Below are 16,597 nucleotides of genomic sequence, written 5' to 3'. Positions count from 1 at the left end.
TATATTATATAAACAGATAAAGAGGAACTGCCGCAGGGAACAATCCTTGAGACAGAACCTCGAATTATCAGATGTTTTGGAATCAATTTTTATTCTGCACCACCAAGCTCAACCCAAGCTTTTTCCATATCTGTTATTGCAGCTGATCGATCAACTGTACCTGCCAAATATGATTGTGCTATTTCACCAAATTTCTGATGAAAACTGTCTGGAGAATAAATAATTGTCATATCTGCGATTGGTTCGCCCGCATCAATAATTTCATTCATTGATTTAGGAATTTGAAGATCAGGGATAGGTGCATGCTTTATTGGAGGTATGACTTTTGCCACATCAGAAAACCAGTTCATACCATAGTCAGATGTAAATAGCCAGTTATAAAGAGCAATAACCTCATCAACTACAGGAGAGTCCTTATAAATACGCAAAGCCTGATCTGCACCTGTAGCTATTCTTGCATTCTTAGGATTTTCATCAACAGGATAGCCCATTATACCCATTTGAAGATTAGGATCTATTGCTAAAATGGCTTCCTCTGTCCATGGGCCCTGACCTGTCATCATAGCCGCCTTCCCTGTACCAAATGCTGCTATTTCAGCATTAAGATCAGCTTCCAAAGGTTTAGGCATACCGTATTTTACAGAAAGATCCAGGAAATCAAAGTAATTATTATTCATTATCGGATAATCCCCAAAATTTTCTGTGCCATTGGTAAATCCAGCAACCAGCTGTTCAGCATTATCTGTAGATGCATCAACAAAATGCATGAAAATATGTTTTTGTACCCACCATTCTTTATATCCATTTGAGAATGGTGTATATCCGGCAGCTTCAATTTTTTCACAAGCTTCTTCAAGTTCGCTAAAAGTTTTCGGTAATTCAGTTATACCAGCTTCTTCAAATATTGCTTTGTTGTAAACAATACCAAAGCAGTTCGCCTTAACAGGGAAGCCATAAACTCTACCGTCATATGACATATTGCTTCTAACAGAATCAAGCATAGCTGCACTCATGGGCTCATCTGTAAGATCAGCTGAATATTCCATATAGAGTTTTATCTCTGCTCCCGCCGTAGAAACAAATACTTCCGGTACATCCCCAGAGGAAAGCTTTGCTTTTACCAAGGTTGGATAATCAGCCTGATTAACTTCCATATCAATTGTGACATGAGGGGCAACAGTTTTATACTCCTCTATGTAAGCATTAAACGCTTCAGAGTATTCCGGCTGATTAGAAAAAATAAAGATATTTACAGGATCTTTCGCAACCTCAGTTTCTCCCTGATCATTATCATTGGAGCCATCAGTCTGTTGTGCTGCTGTGGTGGTTGATCCAGTTGTGTCAGCAGGCGCACCGCCGCAAGCAGCGAGCATTGCCAATACGAGAATCAGACTAACGATAGTCAACAGTCTTTTCATCAAAAAGTCCTCCTTTTTCATCTTTTGGTTTCTGTGCCTTTATCAGGCATCGCTTTTATATTTACAGTTTAGCTGCGGATCATTTACATCTACAGGAAGATTTGTAATTTAACATGGGTAAAATTGTCACTTATTGCTCCCAGTCGGTCGCAAGCGATATTCACTAGGCGAAAAACCTGTTGAATGTCGGAACGCCTTACTAAAATAATTCTGATCCTTATATCCTACTATCTCTGAAACTTCCTGTATTTTAATATCAGTTTGAGATAATAATTCTCTTGCACGCTCCATTCTAAGGTTCTGTAAATACTCGAAAATCCCTCTATTGTATTTTTGTTTAAAAAGTTTCATCAAATATCCACGACTCATAAAATATCTCTGTGCCAACTCGCTAATTGTTATTTCTTCATGGAAATGACTTTCCAGATAATTTTTAACATCACTAATATCAAACTGCCCTGCTTGACGCCTTATTCTGTTATAGTAAAAAGCAGCCAAATTGTTCAACATCTGGCAAAAGCCTTGATAGTTGGAATAATCCAGATCAAGACTTGCAAGTTCTGCTGCTGCCATCTCATCTGAACCTGGTTTAAATGATTCTGTTCTGTAATTGATAGCAATACTATTAAATAAATACAGCAATTCCTGTCTTATTCTGTCTGCACTTCCTATACTCAAATAACCATACTCCCGAATGCTTTCACAAAAAAGTTGTAAAAGTGAAGCGATCTGTTCAAACCTTCCCGAAGTCATTGCCTGCTCAAGCTGATCTTTGAAATTCATAAGACTAAAGCTTTTTTCTTCAATTTCTTTCTGATCTGAAAAAGTTGTAATCATACTCAGATCAAACAGATTTAACTGATTTATTTGCTTCTGCAAATTTTTCCTGACATGTTCAAGATCAATAATATTTTCCACAGGCTGGCTCCAGCCTGCAACAGCACGGATACTAAGACAATCAGATAAACTACTTATTATTTTGGTGGCAGCGTCCCTCATATTAAAATCTGTTAAAGCATTATGGATTGTACTGACAATCACTATTTCCTGCTCTGACCCTAAAAGCTGCAAACATAAGACTGGACATATATCTGCATATATCTCTTCCACAACATTGTTAATCACAAAAAATAAAAGATTACTGTCATTGCCAAAATACTGTTGTCGAACAACTCTTAAATTCATCAGTTTTATAAGGATAAAACCATAATTACAATCAATTTCATTTTGCAGAAAGCTACCGTACATATCTCGAATGCTTAAATCATAACTACCCTCAAAAACAGAATATAAAAATCTTTTTTTATCGTCTTTAAGATCTATTTTTTTTACATTCTCCGTTTTATCATAACTAGTAGATTTTTCTTTTTTTTGCTTAAGGCAAACTATCTCTGCTGCATTTTTAAGTGCTAGATTTAGAGACTCGCTGTTTACAGGTTTTATTAAATAATCTACTACACGAGATCTAATAGCCTGTCTAGTAAAATGATAATCACTATATCCGCTTATAACTATACATACAACATCTTTATATTTGATCTCCAGCCACTGTAGTAATTCCAACCCGCTAACAACCGGCATTTTCATGTCTAAAAGTATAATATCTGGTTTATCATTCATTATCATACGCATGGCTTGTTGTCCATTTTCAGCCTCCGCAATTGAACAAACACCTATATCAGACCATTTCCCAAGAATACTGATAGCTTCACGTACCGGTTTTTCATCATCTATTATCAAAACTTTCATACCTATCCCCCATCTTCTTGTTGTCATATCGGTATAATGATCTTGACAAGTGTTCCTTTTTGATCTGCTTCTATGTCTATTTGTGCTGAATTACCAAAAACAAGTCTCAATCTGGTAGCAAGATTTCTTAAACCTATTTCCGAAAGATCACTGGCATCAAGCGGATCTTTGAGGGTCTTTTTTAGTTTGCGCAAAACATCAGCACTTATGCCCGGACCATTATCCCAGACGGTAATACACAATTTATCCTTGTCTATAAATGATTTGATTCTAATAACAATATCATCGCCGGTTTTTTCGAGTGCATGTTTGATAGAGTTCTCCACCAAAAGCTGTATAGCCAGTTTAGGTAATTCAATTGACAATACGCTCTCATCTATATCCATATATATCTTTAATTTATTCTCACCATATCTTGCTTTTTGCAGCGTCATGTATTGTTCGACATAGTTGATTTCCTGTTCCAGTGGAACTACATCATCTTCACTTATGCAGTACCTTAGAGTTTTCGAAAGAGCATCTATCATTTCATGAATTTTTTCATTATTATTTTTTAGCGCCTCGGTCGAAATTGCTTGGAGAGCATTGTAAAGAAAATGCGGGTTCAATTCAGACACAAGCGATTTTAAAAGAGCTTCTTTATGGGCAAGATCAAGCTGCCATGTCTGGCGAATAAGCTCTTGCGTCCGATTTGCCATTAAATTAAATTGTTCGCCTATTTGCGCGATTTCATCATTGCCGCTAACCGGCACACTGGCGGCAAAATCACCTCTGCTAAAATTATCCATTTTTGCCGAAAGACGATTTAGCGGCCTAGTGATGGCTTTTGCCAAAAGATATACAATAAGCAATGCTGTAGTTAATGAACTTATTCCTGTAAAAATACTGAATTTGCGATTTGCAGATGCAGCGGCTGCAACCTGTTCATGTGGCAAAAGTTTTATAAGCTGCCATGTCCCTGCAGGAGACTCTGCTGAGATAGCATAATACTCCTTATCTTCTACCAAAACTATTTCATATTCACTATTTTTTACAGTTTTTTTATCCAGTAATGCTCCTTCCGACGGAACGGATGTATCATGAATATAATATATCTCTTCTTTATAATCACGAATAATTAACTGTTGTCCAGGATCGGTAGCTGCATCTTCTGCAATCCTATTTCTCATTGAAGTATCAAGAACAACTGTTAAAATCAAACGAGGAGTTCTGGTAGAAATATTGAAAACAGAAGCATGAAAAGCCATTGATAAATTTTGAGTATCGAGCTCATATACTGTACTATTATTTAAAGCCAATGACTCTACAGTCCAGTTCTTTTTACTTGTTTTTATCCTTTCCATCAACTGCCCCGCCATCAAGTCATTACCCTGACTGATCCTTACCATCGTCTCTTTTTGCTGTCTGGAAATGTGATAAAATCTGTTACTGTCCAGAAGATACAAATATGCTGCAGCAATATCTCCTCTTGAATAGAAAATTGATCTTAAATAATCTTCAAGAACCAACTGCTCCTGATAATCCAAAGCCTCTTCTCTCGAAGCTTTCATAATCTGATCATAATTCAAACTTGATGAAAGAAGTCTTGAAGTTTCTGTCATATAGTCGTCGAGCTCTTTACCGACAAATTCAAGTATTCTACTATTGCTTATTATCTCTGAAGAAAGAGATTGATTATGCAACATATTATATGACACTACTGATTGTATCCCTATAGAAAATATTATTACACAACTAAAAAGCAGCAAAAACTTATGCAACAATCTGCTACTTAGTTTTCTCGTGATTTTTTTCCATAACTTTTTAATCAGCATTTTTATTTCCTTAAGCTTTAACTGCACCTACAACAACACCTTTAACAATATCTTTTTGCATAATAATAAAGAAGATTACCGAAGGCAGTACAGCCATTACCATTGCTGCCATGGCGTATTGCCAGTCTGTATTATACTGCCCTATAAATCCGTAGGCTGCCAAAGTCAAGGTTTGAGTAGATTTTGAACTGTTCACCATCAACAGGGGCAACAGAAAATCATTCCATATCCACATTACGTCGATAACAATAATTGTAGTTGTTACTGGTTTTAACAAAGGAAAAATAACTTGAAAGTAAGTTCTGAAAGTTGTTGCTCCGTCAACCATAGCACTTTCATCAATCTCTCTGGGTATCATTTTTACAAAACCATGATATATAAAAACAGCTAGCGGAATACCGAATCCCCAATATTGTATTCCTAATCCCCATGTGCTACCTGTTAGATTAACTATACTCATTAATTTAAGAACCGTAATCATAATTGTCTGAAAGGGTATCAGCATAGGCATCACACAAAAGAAGTATAGCACCGTACTTGTTCTGCTTTTGTGCCTTGATTGCATGTAAGCAGCAATAGATGAAAATAGAACTATTCCCGCTATACCTATTGTTGTAATAATTATATTGTTTAAAAACAAACGCGGATATCTTACATATTTCCAGACAAAAGCATAATTTTCAAAACTAGGAGCTTCTGGTAAAGCGAGCACATTACGAAGAACTTCTCCTAAAGTTTTAAAAGAATTTATTAGCATCAAGAAGAGAGGAAATAAAAACAACAGCGCGACTCCGATAAGAACTATTTCCAGAATAAGCAAGTTTATTTTTTGTCGTTTCATTAAATTTCCACCTCCCTGCTCTTGAAAAACCTTAACTGGATCGTAGTAATAATCAAAACAGCTATAAAAAGAACAAGGGCTTTGGCAGTACCATAGCCATAATTATTATTCTGAAAAGCTTCTACATAAATATTAAATGTTATGCTGTAGGTAGCACCTCCCGGCCCTCCTCCTGTAAGAGAGAATATAATATCAAAAATTTTAATTGAATTAACAAGTGCCATAAAAAAAGCTGTTGTAAGTGAAGGTGCAAGCATCGGTAATGTAATGTGAAAAAAAGTTTGACTTCTGGAAGCACCATCTACAATTGCAGCTTCCGGTAGCTCTGAAGGTATTGACTGTAATCCGGCTATATATATAACAATATAAAAACCTATAGATTGCCAGATAGAAACTATCAGAACCGACCAAAAAGCAAGTTTCGGATCGCCCAACCAGCTAAGTTCAAATATTTTCCAGCCAGTTATTTCCAGCAAAGCATCAAATCCTTGAGAAAATATGAAACGCCAGATAAAGCCTACTATTACTAGGCTCAAAATATAAGGCACAAAAAAAGCTGCCCTGAGAATATTAGCAGTTTTAAGTTTTTTGTCGAGCTGAACAGCCAGAAACAGCGCCATCACATTAACGACAATAATAAATAGAACACTATACCTTGCAGTGAACCATGCTGATTTCAAAAAATCAGCATCACCTGCAAACAGTCTTTTAAAATTATCTAAACCCACAAATTCTGCAGCTCTACTAATACCGTTCCATTCAGTCAAAGAATAATACATACTCATAACAAATGGAATATAAATCGATAAAGATGCAAAAAGCACAGCCGGAAGATTAAATAACGCAAATTCTATCCTGTGCCTGGCTTTTCTGTTCAGAGAATCCATTCCTTCACCCCCATAAGCATTTCCTGACATAATTTTATGTAAGCTATTAAAAGCTAGCAATGGATATTTGGATTTTGCTATGGGTAAAATAGTACACAACCCGACATTTTCAAGCTCAAGTTAACCTAAAGTCAACTCCATTCTGTGTATGACTTTCATTGCCGATCCAAACAGTAAATTCTCCTCTTTCAGCTCTGTATATCATTTTTCTGTCGTAATATTTTAGCATATCTGAATTGATAACAAATGACACAGTTGCCTCTTCTCCAGCTTGTAAATTTATTTTTTGAAAACCTTTCAGTTCTCTCATGGGTCTTGCAACACTTGCATATTTATCTGTTATATACATTTGTACGGTTTCTGTGCCTGCTAAAACACCAATATTCTTAACAGTTACACTTACCTGTATTTCCTGATCAAAATCAATACTATCCGAGTTAAGAACAGGCTTAGATATTTCAAAATCAGTATAGCTCTTTCCATATCCGAACGGATATAAAGGGCTATTGGGAATATCGCTATATCTTGTTAAGAAACGATTGTCCATCTGATCTCCATCAGCAACAAATCTGCCTGTTCTCAACTCGCTATAAAAAACAGGAACCTGTCCTACACAATAAGGCAGTGACATTGCCAGTTTAGCCTGCGGATTAAAATCACCATATAAAATATCAGCCAGAGCATTGCCACCTTCTGTTCCGGGCATCCAGGCATATATAACCGCTTTCGCTTTTTGCTTAATTTCACGAATATCCAAAGGCCGTCCAGCAAATATAATAACAGCAATATTGTTATTTACTTTATATATCTCATCAAATAATTTTTTCTGTATAAAAGGAATCGTAATATCTGCTCTGCTTCCTCCTTCACCAGTCTGTAAAGGAGATTCTCCTATTGCCATTATGATTTTTTGTTTTGTTTTTGCCATCTCAACTGCTTTTTCTATAAGTTCTTCAGTTTGCTCCTTAGTTAGTTTACTGCTTATATTGTATTTAAATCCCAAGATAGTCTCTCCCGGATTCATTATTTCACAGCCAGGTTCCCATGCTGAATTAATACCTTTATTTCTAATACCTTCAATCAAGGAAACAGAATCCTGAGGATTACCGAAAAACGACCAGGCGCCAATTATATTTTTCTCATCTACATATGGGCCTATAAATGCCAGATCTTCACTTTTATCTAAAGGCAGAAAATTATTTTTATTTTCAAGTAATACGATACTTTTGGCCGCAGCCTGTCTTGCCTTTGCTTTTGTATCTTCATTGAATATATTTTTTTGTTCCGAATCTACACTGGCATTACGATGTGGGTTTTCAAACAAGCCTAATTTGTTTTTTAATTTAAGAATCCGCCAGACTGCTTCATCGATGAGTTTTTCAGATACTGCTTTTTCTTCTACCAAGGATTGCAAAGACTGCATGTAACAACCGCTCATCATATCCATATCAACACCGGCTTCTAAAGCCTGTCTGGAAGCGTCCTTGCGAGTTTCAGCAACAGCATGTTGAACAAGTTCATCAATAGCCGCCCAATCTGAAATTAAAACCCCGTCAAAGCCCATTTCTTCACGCAAAACTTCGCGCATAAGCCAGGAATCACCAGTTGCCGGAATACGGTCAAGAGTATTAAAAGATGTCATCATCATTGCTGTGCCAGCGTCTACTGCAGCTTTATACGAGGGCAGATAATCTTCACGCAGTGATCTTTCGGATAATTCAACATTATTATATTCTTTACCTGCGACAGGAGCTCCGTATGCAGCAAAATGTTTTGTGCATGCACCCAGATGATCTTTATAACCATCCGAATTTCCCTGTATGCCTTTTACCATCGCGGCGGCCAGTTTCGAATTAAGATAAGGGTCTTCTCCTGTAGATTCCATGACCCTGCCCCAGCGTGCGTCTCTGACAAGATCAACCATGGGTGCAAAAGTAATATGGAGTCCTGCTGCTGCGGATTCTCTAGCCATGATATCACCCGCAGTTTTCACAGTATCTTCATCAAAAGTACACCCTAAAGCCAGCGGAATAGGAAAGATAGTCCTATAACCGTTAATAATATCAGCCATGAAAAGTAAAGGTATATTATGGGGTTGCCTTTTCATACATAATTCTTGCAAATTTCTAATTTTCTCTGAACCAACCGCACCCAAAACACTGCCTGCAAGAAAAAAATCATCGGTAGATATTCCAAGTTCAACTTCAGGCCCCGTTATAGCACCTTCACTGCTGAAACAACTTATATCCAATTGCATCATCTGGCCTATTTTCTCCTGCAGCGACATATCTTCAAACAATAATTTTAAATCTGCTTCTTTCATAAAAAACCTCAACTTATATTTATACCTTTATAAAAGCCAGATAAGGACAAATCCCGCCCATATCCGGCTTTTAATTAAATTTGTTTTGCCGACTTTATATTTATAGTGATTAGCCTTTTACAACACCTGCTACCATTCCCTTGATGATATGTTTGCTAAAAGCAAAATACATAATCACAATAGGAGACATAGTAATCAACATAGCAGCCATGATTTTGGGATAATCAGATGAAAATTGTCCTGTAAATTGAGTCATTGCAAGTGGAACAGTATGTAATCTTGCATCTCTTAACAAAACAAGAGCAAAAGAAAATTCATTCCAGCAGGCAAATGTTTGAATTATACCAACAGTAACCATTACAGGTTTGCAGATAGGCATAATAATTTTAAACATCGTAGCACTAAAGGAACAACCGTCTATGGAAGCCGCTTCCTCGAGCGCGGTAGGAACGGTTTTAATAAAGCTTTGAATAAGGAAAACCGATATAGGCATTCCAAATGCTATGTAGGGAAACATCAATGTGTACCACTTATTTGAGATACCTACATTATTAAAAACCACATATATAGGAACCAGAAGAGAGTGCACCGGTATCAGCATCCCCATAAGCAGCATTACCCAGATAACTTTACTTAATTTGAAATCAATTCTCGAAAGCAGATAACCTACAATGAAACCAAAAAACACTATAAAGAAAATAGATACTGCTGTTGTTCTCATACTGTTTATAAGTGAATCCATAATGTGATAATCTTGATTAGTCAGGATATTTTTGTAGTTTTCCAAAGTAGGATTGGGCGGTAATCCCATTATATCCGCGTTAAATTCACGTTTTATTTTGAGAGAGGAATACAACATCCAGACCAGCGGGAAAATACAACTCAGGGAAAAGATTATCATGATTGTATTCAATAAGGTCGCTGTCACACCATTTCCTATTCTTTTTCCAACAGTCATTCCGTAAACTTTTTCAGCCATATTAAATCACCACACTAATCCTTACTAAGTTTGCTGGACAACAGCTGTACACCACCAACAACAAGCAGTCCCAGCACGAATATTCCTACAGAAATAGCACTTCCATACCCCATATTCTGTTGTGCAAAGGAAACATTATACCCATACATTGCCATAACCATAGAAGAATTTCCCGGACCTCCTCTTGTCATAACATAAATGTTATCAAAAGCCTTCATATTACCGGAAACACATAGAACCAAACAAACAATTATTGTATTTTTTATCATAGGCAAAACAACATGGACAGCTTTGTTAAAAGCATTAGCACCATCAAGCTCAGCAGACTCTAAAACCTCGGTGTCAATAGCAGAGGTAGCCGATAATAGAATGAGCATGTAATAACCTATATATTGCCAAATCAGAGGTATCGAAACCAAGGTCATAACCAGATCGGTATTGTTAAGCCAGACCTGAGTTTTATCTGCCTGTCCAATTGCTACCAGCAGCCAGTTCAAAACGCCTCTGCGACTATCAAAAACCATAGTCCAGATAAATCCAACAGCAACCGCAGCTATTGTGCTGGGGAAAAATCCAAAAGTCCTATGGATACCTTTCAATTTTACAAATTTGGTGCTTATCATCATTACAAAAACAAATGCCACACCAACCTGTCCTATAATACATAAAAATATAAGATAAAGATTATGAGAAAAAGACAACCAGAACACTCTGTCCTTAAATAAAGAAATATAATTCTCGATACCAATAAAGGTCTTATTAGGGCCGCCCTTCCATTCAAATAAGCTGTAGAAGCTTGCAGCCATAAGCGGAATGAAAACAGAAAATACGTATAGCGCCAAAGGAATAATCAGATAACCTAAGATAACTCGATTCGGGGGTTTCCTCGATAGCAGCACAAGCCCGCCTCCTAGTCTATAAAAAGGGAGCGAGCTTACTCCCTTTTATGTTTTATTGGCCGGGCAGCTATAATAGCTGCCCGGTCTTATTTACGAAAATACTACGGTATTGCGAATAACTGTATTTTAGCAAAATTATTGCTTAATAGTTAGCCTCATAAGCTTTTTGTGTAAGATCTGCGACCGTTTCTCCGTCCGTTGCACCATTTGTAAGAGTCTGCAATTCTGTATTAAGAACTTCCCAGACAGCACTGTTTACATATGAATCATAGATTTCACAAGCTACAGTATCTACATATGAGTAATTGTAGAAGTCTTGTGTAAACTGATCAAATGCACTCAAGTCAACATTAGAAACCTGGGTCAAACCACCAAGAGCATAGTTTTCTGCCACATATGAAGCAAATTCAGGACCTGTTACATAATAGGCAAAATCGATAGCAGCGGCCAGTTTTTCAGGATCATCTTTCAGACTAGCATTAATCGCAACTGCATAACCTAGACCGATATTTTGTGAGTTGTATGAACCAGTTGCTCCTTCTGGCTGAGGAAGTACTGCAAATCCAGTATTCTCATAACGCTCTGGATCAACTTCCAACAGAGTTGCTCCAATATAGCTTACGTCCCAGTTACCACCGATAAAGGCAGGGGTTTCACCAGAAATATAGTATTCTCTTGCATCTTCATTATTGATTGCATTGAAGTCATCATTGAATATGCCTGATTGGAAAAGATATTTTGTATAATTAAGTGCATCTACAAAAGGTTCATCTGTGAAAGCTGCTCCACCTTTATCAATGATTGACTGGAACCATTCTGGACCTGTAAAACGATCACCTAAAGTAGAAAGGAAACAAGAATTCATCTGCCATTTGCCGCTGTTTCCAAAAGCAATACTCTCCTGATATCCATTTGCAGTAAAGTATTCAGTTGCTTCTTCAACTTCAGCCCATGTCTCAGGGAATTTATCAAAACCAGCGTCACTCCATGCAGCTTTATCATAAACTACAACAGTACATGTTCCACCGGTAAGAACTGGCAAACCATAGATTTTGCCTTCGTTTGTGAAAGGAGTGAAATAAGCATTGTTATACTGATTTGCATATGGAGAATCAGAAATGATGTCTGTCATATCAAGAATCAGACCCTGCTCGGCCCACGCTTTTGTATTCATTCCCTGTAAGAGGAATACATCTGGAAGATCATCTGCTCCAGCAAGTGTAGCAACCTGTGTTTTGTATTCATCATTAGCCAGAACGGTCTGATTAAGAGATACATCAGGATTGTTTGCTTCCCACTGGGCTATTACTGTACGGAAACCATCAGATCCACCGTTACCCTGTGATTCTTCTGAAGTTGAGAAATGCATGAGAGATATTTCTCCAGCATATCCGTCGCCTTCATCTGAACCATTATCATTACCATCTGTTTCGTCATTGTTCGGGGCAGCAGTTGTCGTTTCAGGTGCTGCTGTCGTGTCTTCAGTGTCTGTGCCACCGCAACCTGCAAACAAGCTGCATACCATCACTACACAGAGCAATAAACTTAGTACTGTTTTACGCTTTTTCATTCTAAATCCTCCTTCAGAATTATACATAATTACAGGCTCTGCCTGTTAATTATCCTGTTTCACTGATGACGGCAACCGATTCTCCCGGTTCCACCATCCCGTCTACCATTACTGTCTCTGAACCTGTCTGAGTTTCTGGGAATTCAATTCTGTTGATAAGTTTGTTACCAGCCTGTATTCCCATTGAAACTGTATCCTGACGAATTGTTGTTATTCTTGGTCTTACTATTTTAACTAAATTCAAACCATCATATCCTGTTATTGAGATATCCCTTGGGATAACAAGACCAGCTTCCTGCATCATATTAAGTCCACCAACAGCAGTTAGGTCATCTGGATAAATTATGCAAGTTGGCCGATTCGATAATGCCAGCACCGCTTTGGTCAGGGCACTTCCTCGTTCATAATCACGATACGGACAAGTATAAAGATATTCTCTGGGTACTTGAAGTTTATGCTCCTTCATGAAAGATTTATAAGCTGCAAGCCGTCCGTTAGTGACTTCATTATTTTCTCCGTGAATATAAGCTATTTTTCTGTGTCCTCGATAATATATAAGCTGCATCAATCTTTTCATATCACCATACTGATTGGATGCTACATTAATATGCTTAGGCAAAGTATGGTCTATAGTAACAATCGGTATATTTGAAGCTACCAGATCATTAACCTCGGTTTGATTATAATCAGCACATAATATGAAAACACCGTCAAAATTCATATATTTGCACTGTTCTTTATAAGAAAGACGATTGGGTGAATTATTTGCATTTAGAAAACTGATAAAATATCCTCTTTCTTCCACAGTATCCTTAAAACTATTAAGAATTCTGGCAAAATGCTCATGCATCAAGTTAGTACCGGTTGATTCTGATAATAAAACCCCAATATTTCTTGTTTTCTTACTTTTCAAGGTTGATGCCATATAATTCGGGACATAATTCAATTCTTTTGCTACTCTCTGTATTTCCAGTTTCTTATCTCTGCCTATATCTTCTCTGTCATTCAAAGCTTTACTAACAGTAGATACAGATACATGACAGATTTTTGCGATATCTTTTAAGGAGATTGTTTCTTTCATCCCTCCTCATTCTCCTTTACTCTTTTACTGATAATCAGTTTAAGGAACTTCCAATCGTTCTGAAATCTTAATCTACTCAACATCTCTTGTGATTATGCTTAGATAATCAAATTACTAAATCGTTTTCTCTTGTCATATTGTACCCAGAGCGATATTTTTTCGCAATAATATTTCGTAAAACAATGCATGTTTGTGATAAAAGCAGTAAAAAACACCTCTTGTAATGTGCAACATGTAGTACACTTCTTGTCGCAAACCGCAAAAGCAATAGAAAATTATCTATATATCCTCACGAAAACGTTTCGTTAAAGTTTAGGATTTAATACTATAATTGCGTAAAAAGCATTGTAATGTTTTATTGTGCTTGCTATAATCAGCTTAGCTCTATGCAATTTCCTGCTCTTCATCTCTCTTTTCTCTCTAAAATCGTGTTTTTTCTCTAAATCGGTTTCGAGCAAATGATATTTTAACGATAAAATAAAGAAAAGAGTCAGGAAGTTATAAATATGAAATATGGTTATTTTGATGATTCAGTAAAAGAGTATGTCATCACCAGCCCGGAAACACCCTTGCCATGGATAAATTATCTTGGTTCAGGTGATTTTTTTCGACTGATTTCCAACACCTGCGGAGGTTATTGTTTCTATAAAGATGCAAAGCTGTTACGACTCACACGTTATAGATATAACAATATACCAGCAGACTCAAACGGACATTATTTCTACATAAAAGATAGTGATACGGTCTGGAATCCGGGTTGGCAGCCTTCAAGAACTCCATTGGACAGTTATGAATGCCGGCACGGTATAGGTTATAGTTATTTTACTTCGCAAAAAAACAAAATAGAAGCAAAAGCTTTGTATTTTGTTCCATTAAACGACAACTGTGAAATCCAGAAACTTACTCTTACAAACCACTCCAACAAGATCAGAGAAATAAAAATCTTTTCTTATGCGGAATGGTGTCTATGGAATGCAGACGATGATTCCAGAAATTTTCAGCGAAATTTAAATATTGGAGAAGTCGAAATAGAAGGATCGACAATTTATCATAAAACCGAATATAGAGAACGCAGAAATCATTATGCCTTCTATCATGCCAACAGTGAAATAAGCCATTATGAAACAGACCGCAATAAATTTGTCGGACACTATAACGGGATGGAAAACCCCCAGGCAGTATTTGCTGGGAATTTAAACAATTCTTTGGCCAGTGGCTGGTATCCAATCGCATCTCACCAAATTGATCTCAAGCTTGATCCTGGTGAATCACGCACATTTATATTTATATTGGGATACGCAGAAAATATTTTTGAAGAAAAATGGGCTGCACCAAATACCATTAACAAAAAACCTGCCCATGCTATTATTAAGCGTTACGAAAATATTGAGCAAGTAGATTTTGCTTTTGATCAACTAAAAATGTACTGGAGCAACCTTTTGTCGCAGTTCCAGATTGTTTCGCAAAATGATAAAGTCAGCCGCATGGTGAATATCTGGAACCAGTACCAGTGCATGGTTACATTTAATATGTCCAGATCAGCATCTTATTACGAATCAGGCATTGGCAGGGGAATGGGCTTCAGAGATTCTTGTCAGGATTTGCTTGGTTTTGTGCATCTTATTCCAGAAAGAGCCAGGACTAGAATAATTGACATAGCATCAACCCAGTTCGAAGACGGCAGCGCATATCACCAATATCAACCGTTAACCAAAAAAGGAAATGCCGATATAGGAAGTGGTTTTAATGATGATCCTCTCTGGCTTATCGCTGCAGTTGCAGCTTATATGAAAGAAACAGGTGATCTCGATATTTTAAAAGAGCTTGTACCTTTTGATAATAATCCTGATACTGCTGCACCTTTACTTGAGCATCTCCGGAGATCTTTTGATTATACAGCTACCAATAAAGGGCCTCATGGACTTCCGCTTATTGGACGTGCAGACTGGAATGATTGTCTTAATCTAAACTGTTTTTCTGAGCATCCCGGTGAATCCTTCCAGACTTTTGGATCCAGCGAAGGAACAGTTGCTGAGTCAGTATTCATTGCAGGAATGTTTGTAAAATATGGTAGAGAATATGCTGAAATATGCAAACTTCTGGGAAATAATAAAGAATACCAAAGAGCCAATTCAGAAGTAGAAAAAGTGTATCAGTCCATTATTGATTACGGTTGGGACGGAGAATGGTTTTTACGGGCATATGATGCTTTTTCAAACAAAATAGGCTCACAGGAATGTTCAGAAGGTAAAATTTATATAGAACCACAGGGTTTCCTGCCACTTGCCGGAGTTGGAATAAAAGAAGGACTGGCAGCTAAAGCTCTGGATTCAGTTGAAAAATACCTTGACACCAAATATGGCATCGTTCTATTGCAGCCGGCATATACTGCTTACCATCTTGAATTGGGCGAAATATCCTCTTATCCGCCGGGCTACAAGGAGAATGCCGGTATTTTCTGTCACAATAATCCTTGGGTATCAATTGCCGAAACAGAATTGGGTAATGGTAATCGCGCTTTCGATATATATAGTAAAATCTGCCCTGCTTTCCTTGAAGAAATCAGTGAAATACATCGAACTGAACCTTATGTTTATTCACAGATGATAGCCGGTAAAGATGCTCCAAACGAAGGAGAAGCAAAAAACAGTTGGCTTACAGGAACTGCAGCCTGGACTTTTGTTAATATCAGTCAGTATATTTTAGGTATCAAACCTACATATGAGGGACTGAAAATAGATCCTTGCCTACCGGTAGATTTTGGTGATTTCAGTATCACACGCAAATTTAGAGATGTGATATATCATATAGAAATACATAATCCTGATAATATTGAAAAAGGTGATATATCTTTGATAATTGATAATTTGCCTGTATCTGGTAATATCATACCTTATGAAAACAAAAAAACCGAGGTCTTTGTGGAGGCACATATTATTCCTTTTACAGACAATTCTACTGAAAATTCAGAGCAAATACTTAAGTCAACTGAACATGAAACTGCTGAAACATTATTTAAACATTAAGGTGGAAGTT

11 protein-coding genes are annotated in these 16,597 nt (G+C 37.1%); 1 reads left to right on the top strand and 10 read right to left on the bottom strand.

Annotated elements, in window-relative coordinates:
* Nucleotides 1-89: 89 nt before the first annotated feature.
* The 10 genes from AC0KSB_RS10965 to AC0KSB_RS10920 all read right to left on the bottom strand — a co-directional run bounded on the left by AC0KSB_RS10965 (nt 90) and on the right by AC0KSB_RS10920 (nt 13,561).
* On the bottom strand, nt 90-1,418 hold the full coding sequence (locus AC0KSB_RS10965) for an ABC transporter substrate-binding protein (RefSeq protein ID WP_472309206.1): 1,329 nt from the start codon (nt 1,416-1,418) through the stop codon (nt 90-92).
* 126 nt (nt 1,419-1,544) lie between these two features.
* Entirely contained in the window at nt 1,545-3,167 is a 1,623-nt protein-coding gene (locus AC0KSB_RS10960) for a response regulator transcription factor (protein WP_472309204.1), read from the bottom strand.
* Between the two features lie 23 nt (nt 3,168-3,190).
* Nucleotides 3,191-4,864, bottom strand: coding sequence for a sensor histidine kinase (locus tag AC0KSB_RS10955; RefSeq protein WP_472309202.1), 1,674 nt, complete (start codon nt 4,862-4,864; stop codon nt 3,191-3,193).
* Between the two features lie 127 nt (nt 4,865-4,991).
* Nucleotides 4,992-5,822: a carbohydrate ABC transporter permease gene (locus AC0KSB_RS10950; protein ID WP_472309200.1), complete on the bottom strand. Its 831-nt coding sequence runs from the start codon at nt 5,820-5,822 to the stop codon at nt 4,992-4,994.
* Nucleotides 5,822-6,709 (bottom strand): carbohydrate ABC transporter permease, encoded by an 888-nt coding sequence (locus tag AC0KSB_RS10945; RefSeq protein ID WP_472309198.1) that lies wholly within the window; start codon nt 6,707-6,709, stop codon nt 5,822-5,824. Before AC0KSB_RS10945 ends, AC0KSB_RS10950 begins: the two co-directional genes overlap by 1 nt.
* Before the next feature lie 115 nt (nt 6,710-6,824).
* Nucleotides 6,825-9,032 carry a beta-glucosidase BglX gene (gene bglX / locus AC0KSB_RS10940; protein ID WP_472309196.1) on the bottom strand — a complete coding sequence of 736 codons (2,208 nt, stop codon included), beginning with the start codon at nt 9,030-9,032 and terminating at the stop codon, nt 6,825-6,827.
* 109 nt (nt 9,033-9,141) lie between these two features.
* The gene (locus tag AC0KSB_RS10935; RefSeq protein ID WP_472309194.1) at nt 9,142-10,011 is read right to left on the bottom strand and encodes a carbohydrate ABC transporter permease; all 870 of its coding nucleotides are present in this window, start codon (nt 10,009-10,011) and stop codon (nt 9,142-9,144) included.
* Nucleotides 10,012-10,025: 14 nt separating this feature from the next.
* The gene (locus AC0KSB_RS10930) at nt 10,026-10,910 is read right to left on the bottom strand and encodes a carbohydrate ABC transporter permease (RefSeq protein WP_472309192.1); all 885 of its coding nucleotides are present in this window, start codon (nt 10,908-10,910) and stop codon (nt 10,026-10,028) included.
* Between the two features lie 142 nt (nt 10,911-11,052).
* Nucleotides 11,053-12,480: an ABC transporter substrate-binding protein gene (locus AC0KSB_RS10925; protein WP_472309190.1), complete on the bottom strand. Its 1,428-nt coding sequence runs from the start codon at nt 12,478-12,480 to the stop codon at nt 11,053-11,055.
* A gap of 49 nt (nt 12,481-12,529) precedes the next feature.
* Nucleotides 12,530-13,561: a LacI family DNA-binding transcriptional regulator gene (locus tag AC0KSB_RS10920; RefSeq protein WP_472309188.1), complete on the bottom strand. Its 1,032-nt coding sequence runs from the start codon at nt 13,559-13,561 to the stop codon at nt 12,530-12,532.
* Between the two features lie 506 nt (nt 13,562-14,067).
* Here AC0KSB_RS10920 and AC0KSB_RS10915 point away from each other — a divergent pair.
* Nucleotides 14,068-16,587, top strand: coding sequence for a glycoside hydrolase family 94 protein (locus tag AC0KSB_RS10915; protein ID WP_472309186.1), 2,520 nt, complete (start codon nt 14,068-14,070; stop codon nt 16,585-16,587).
* The last annotated feature ends 10 nt before the right edge of the window (nt 16,588-16,597 follow it).

It is taken from the genome of Ercella succinigenes (assembly GCF_900002895.1).
Note: the sequence above shows the minus strand (reverse complement) of the source record. Positions and strands in the feature narration are given on the sequence as shown.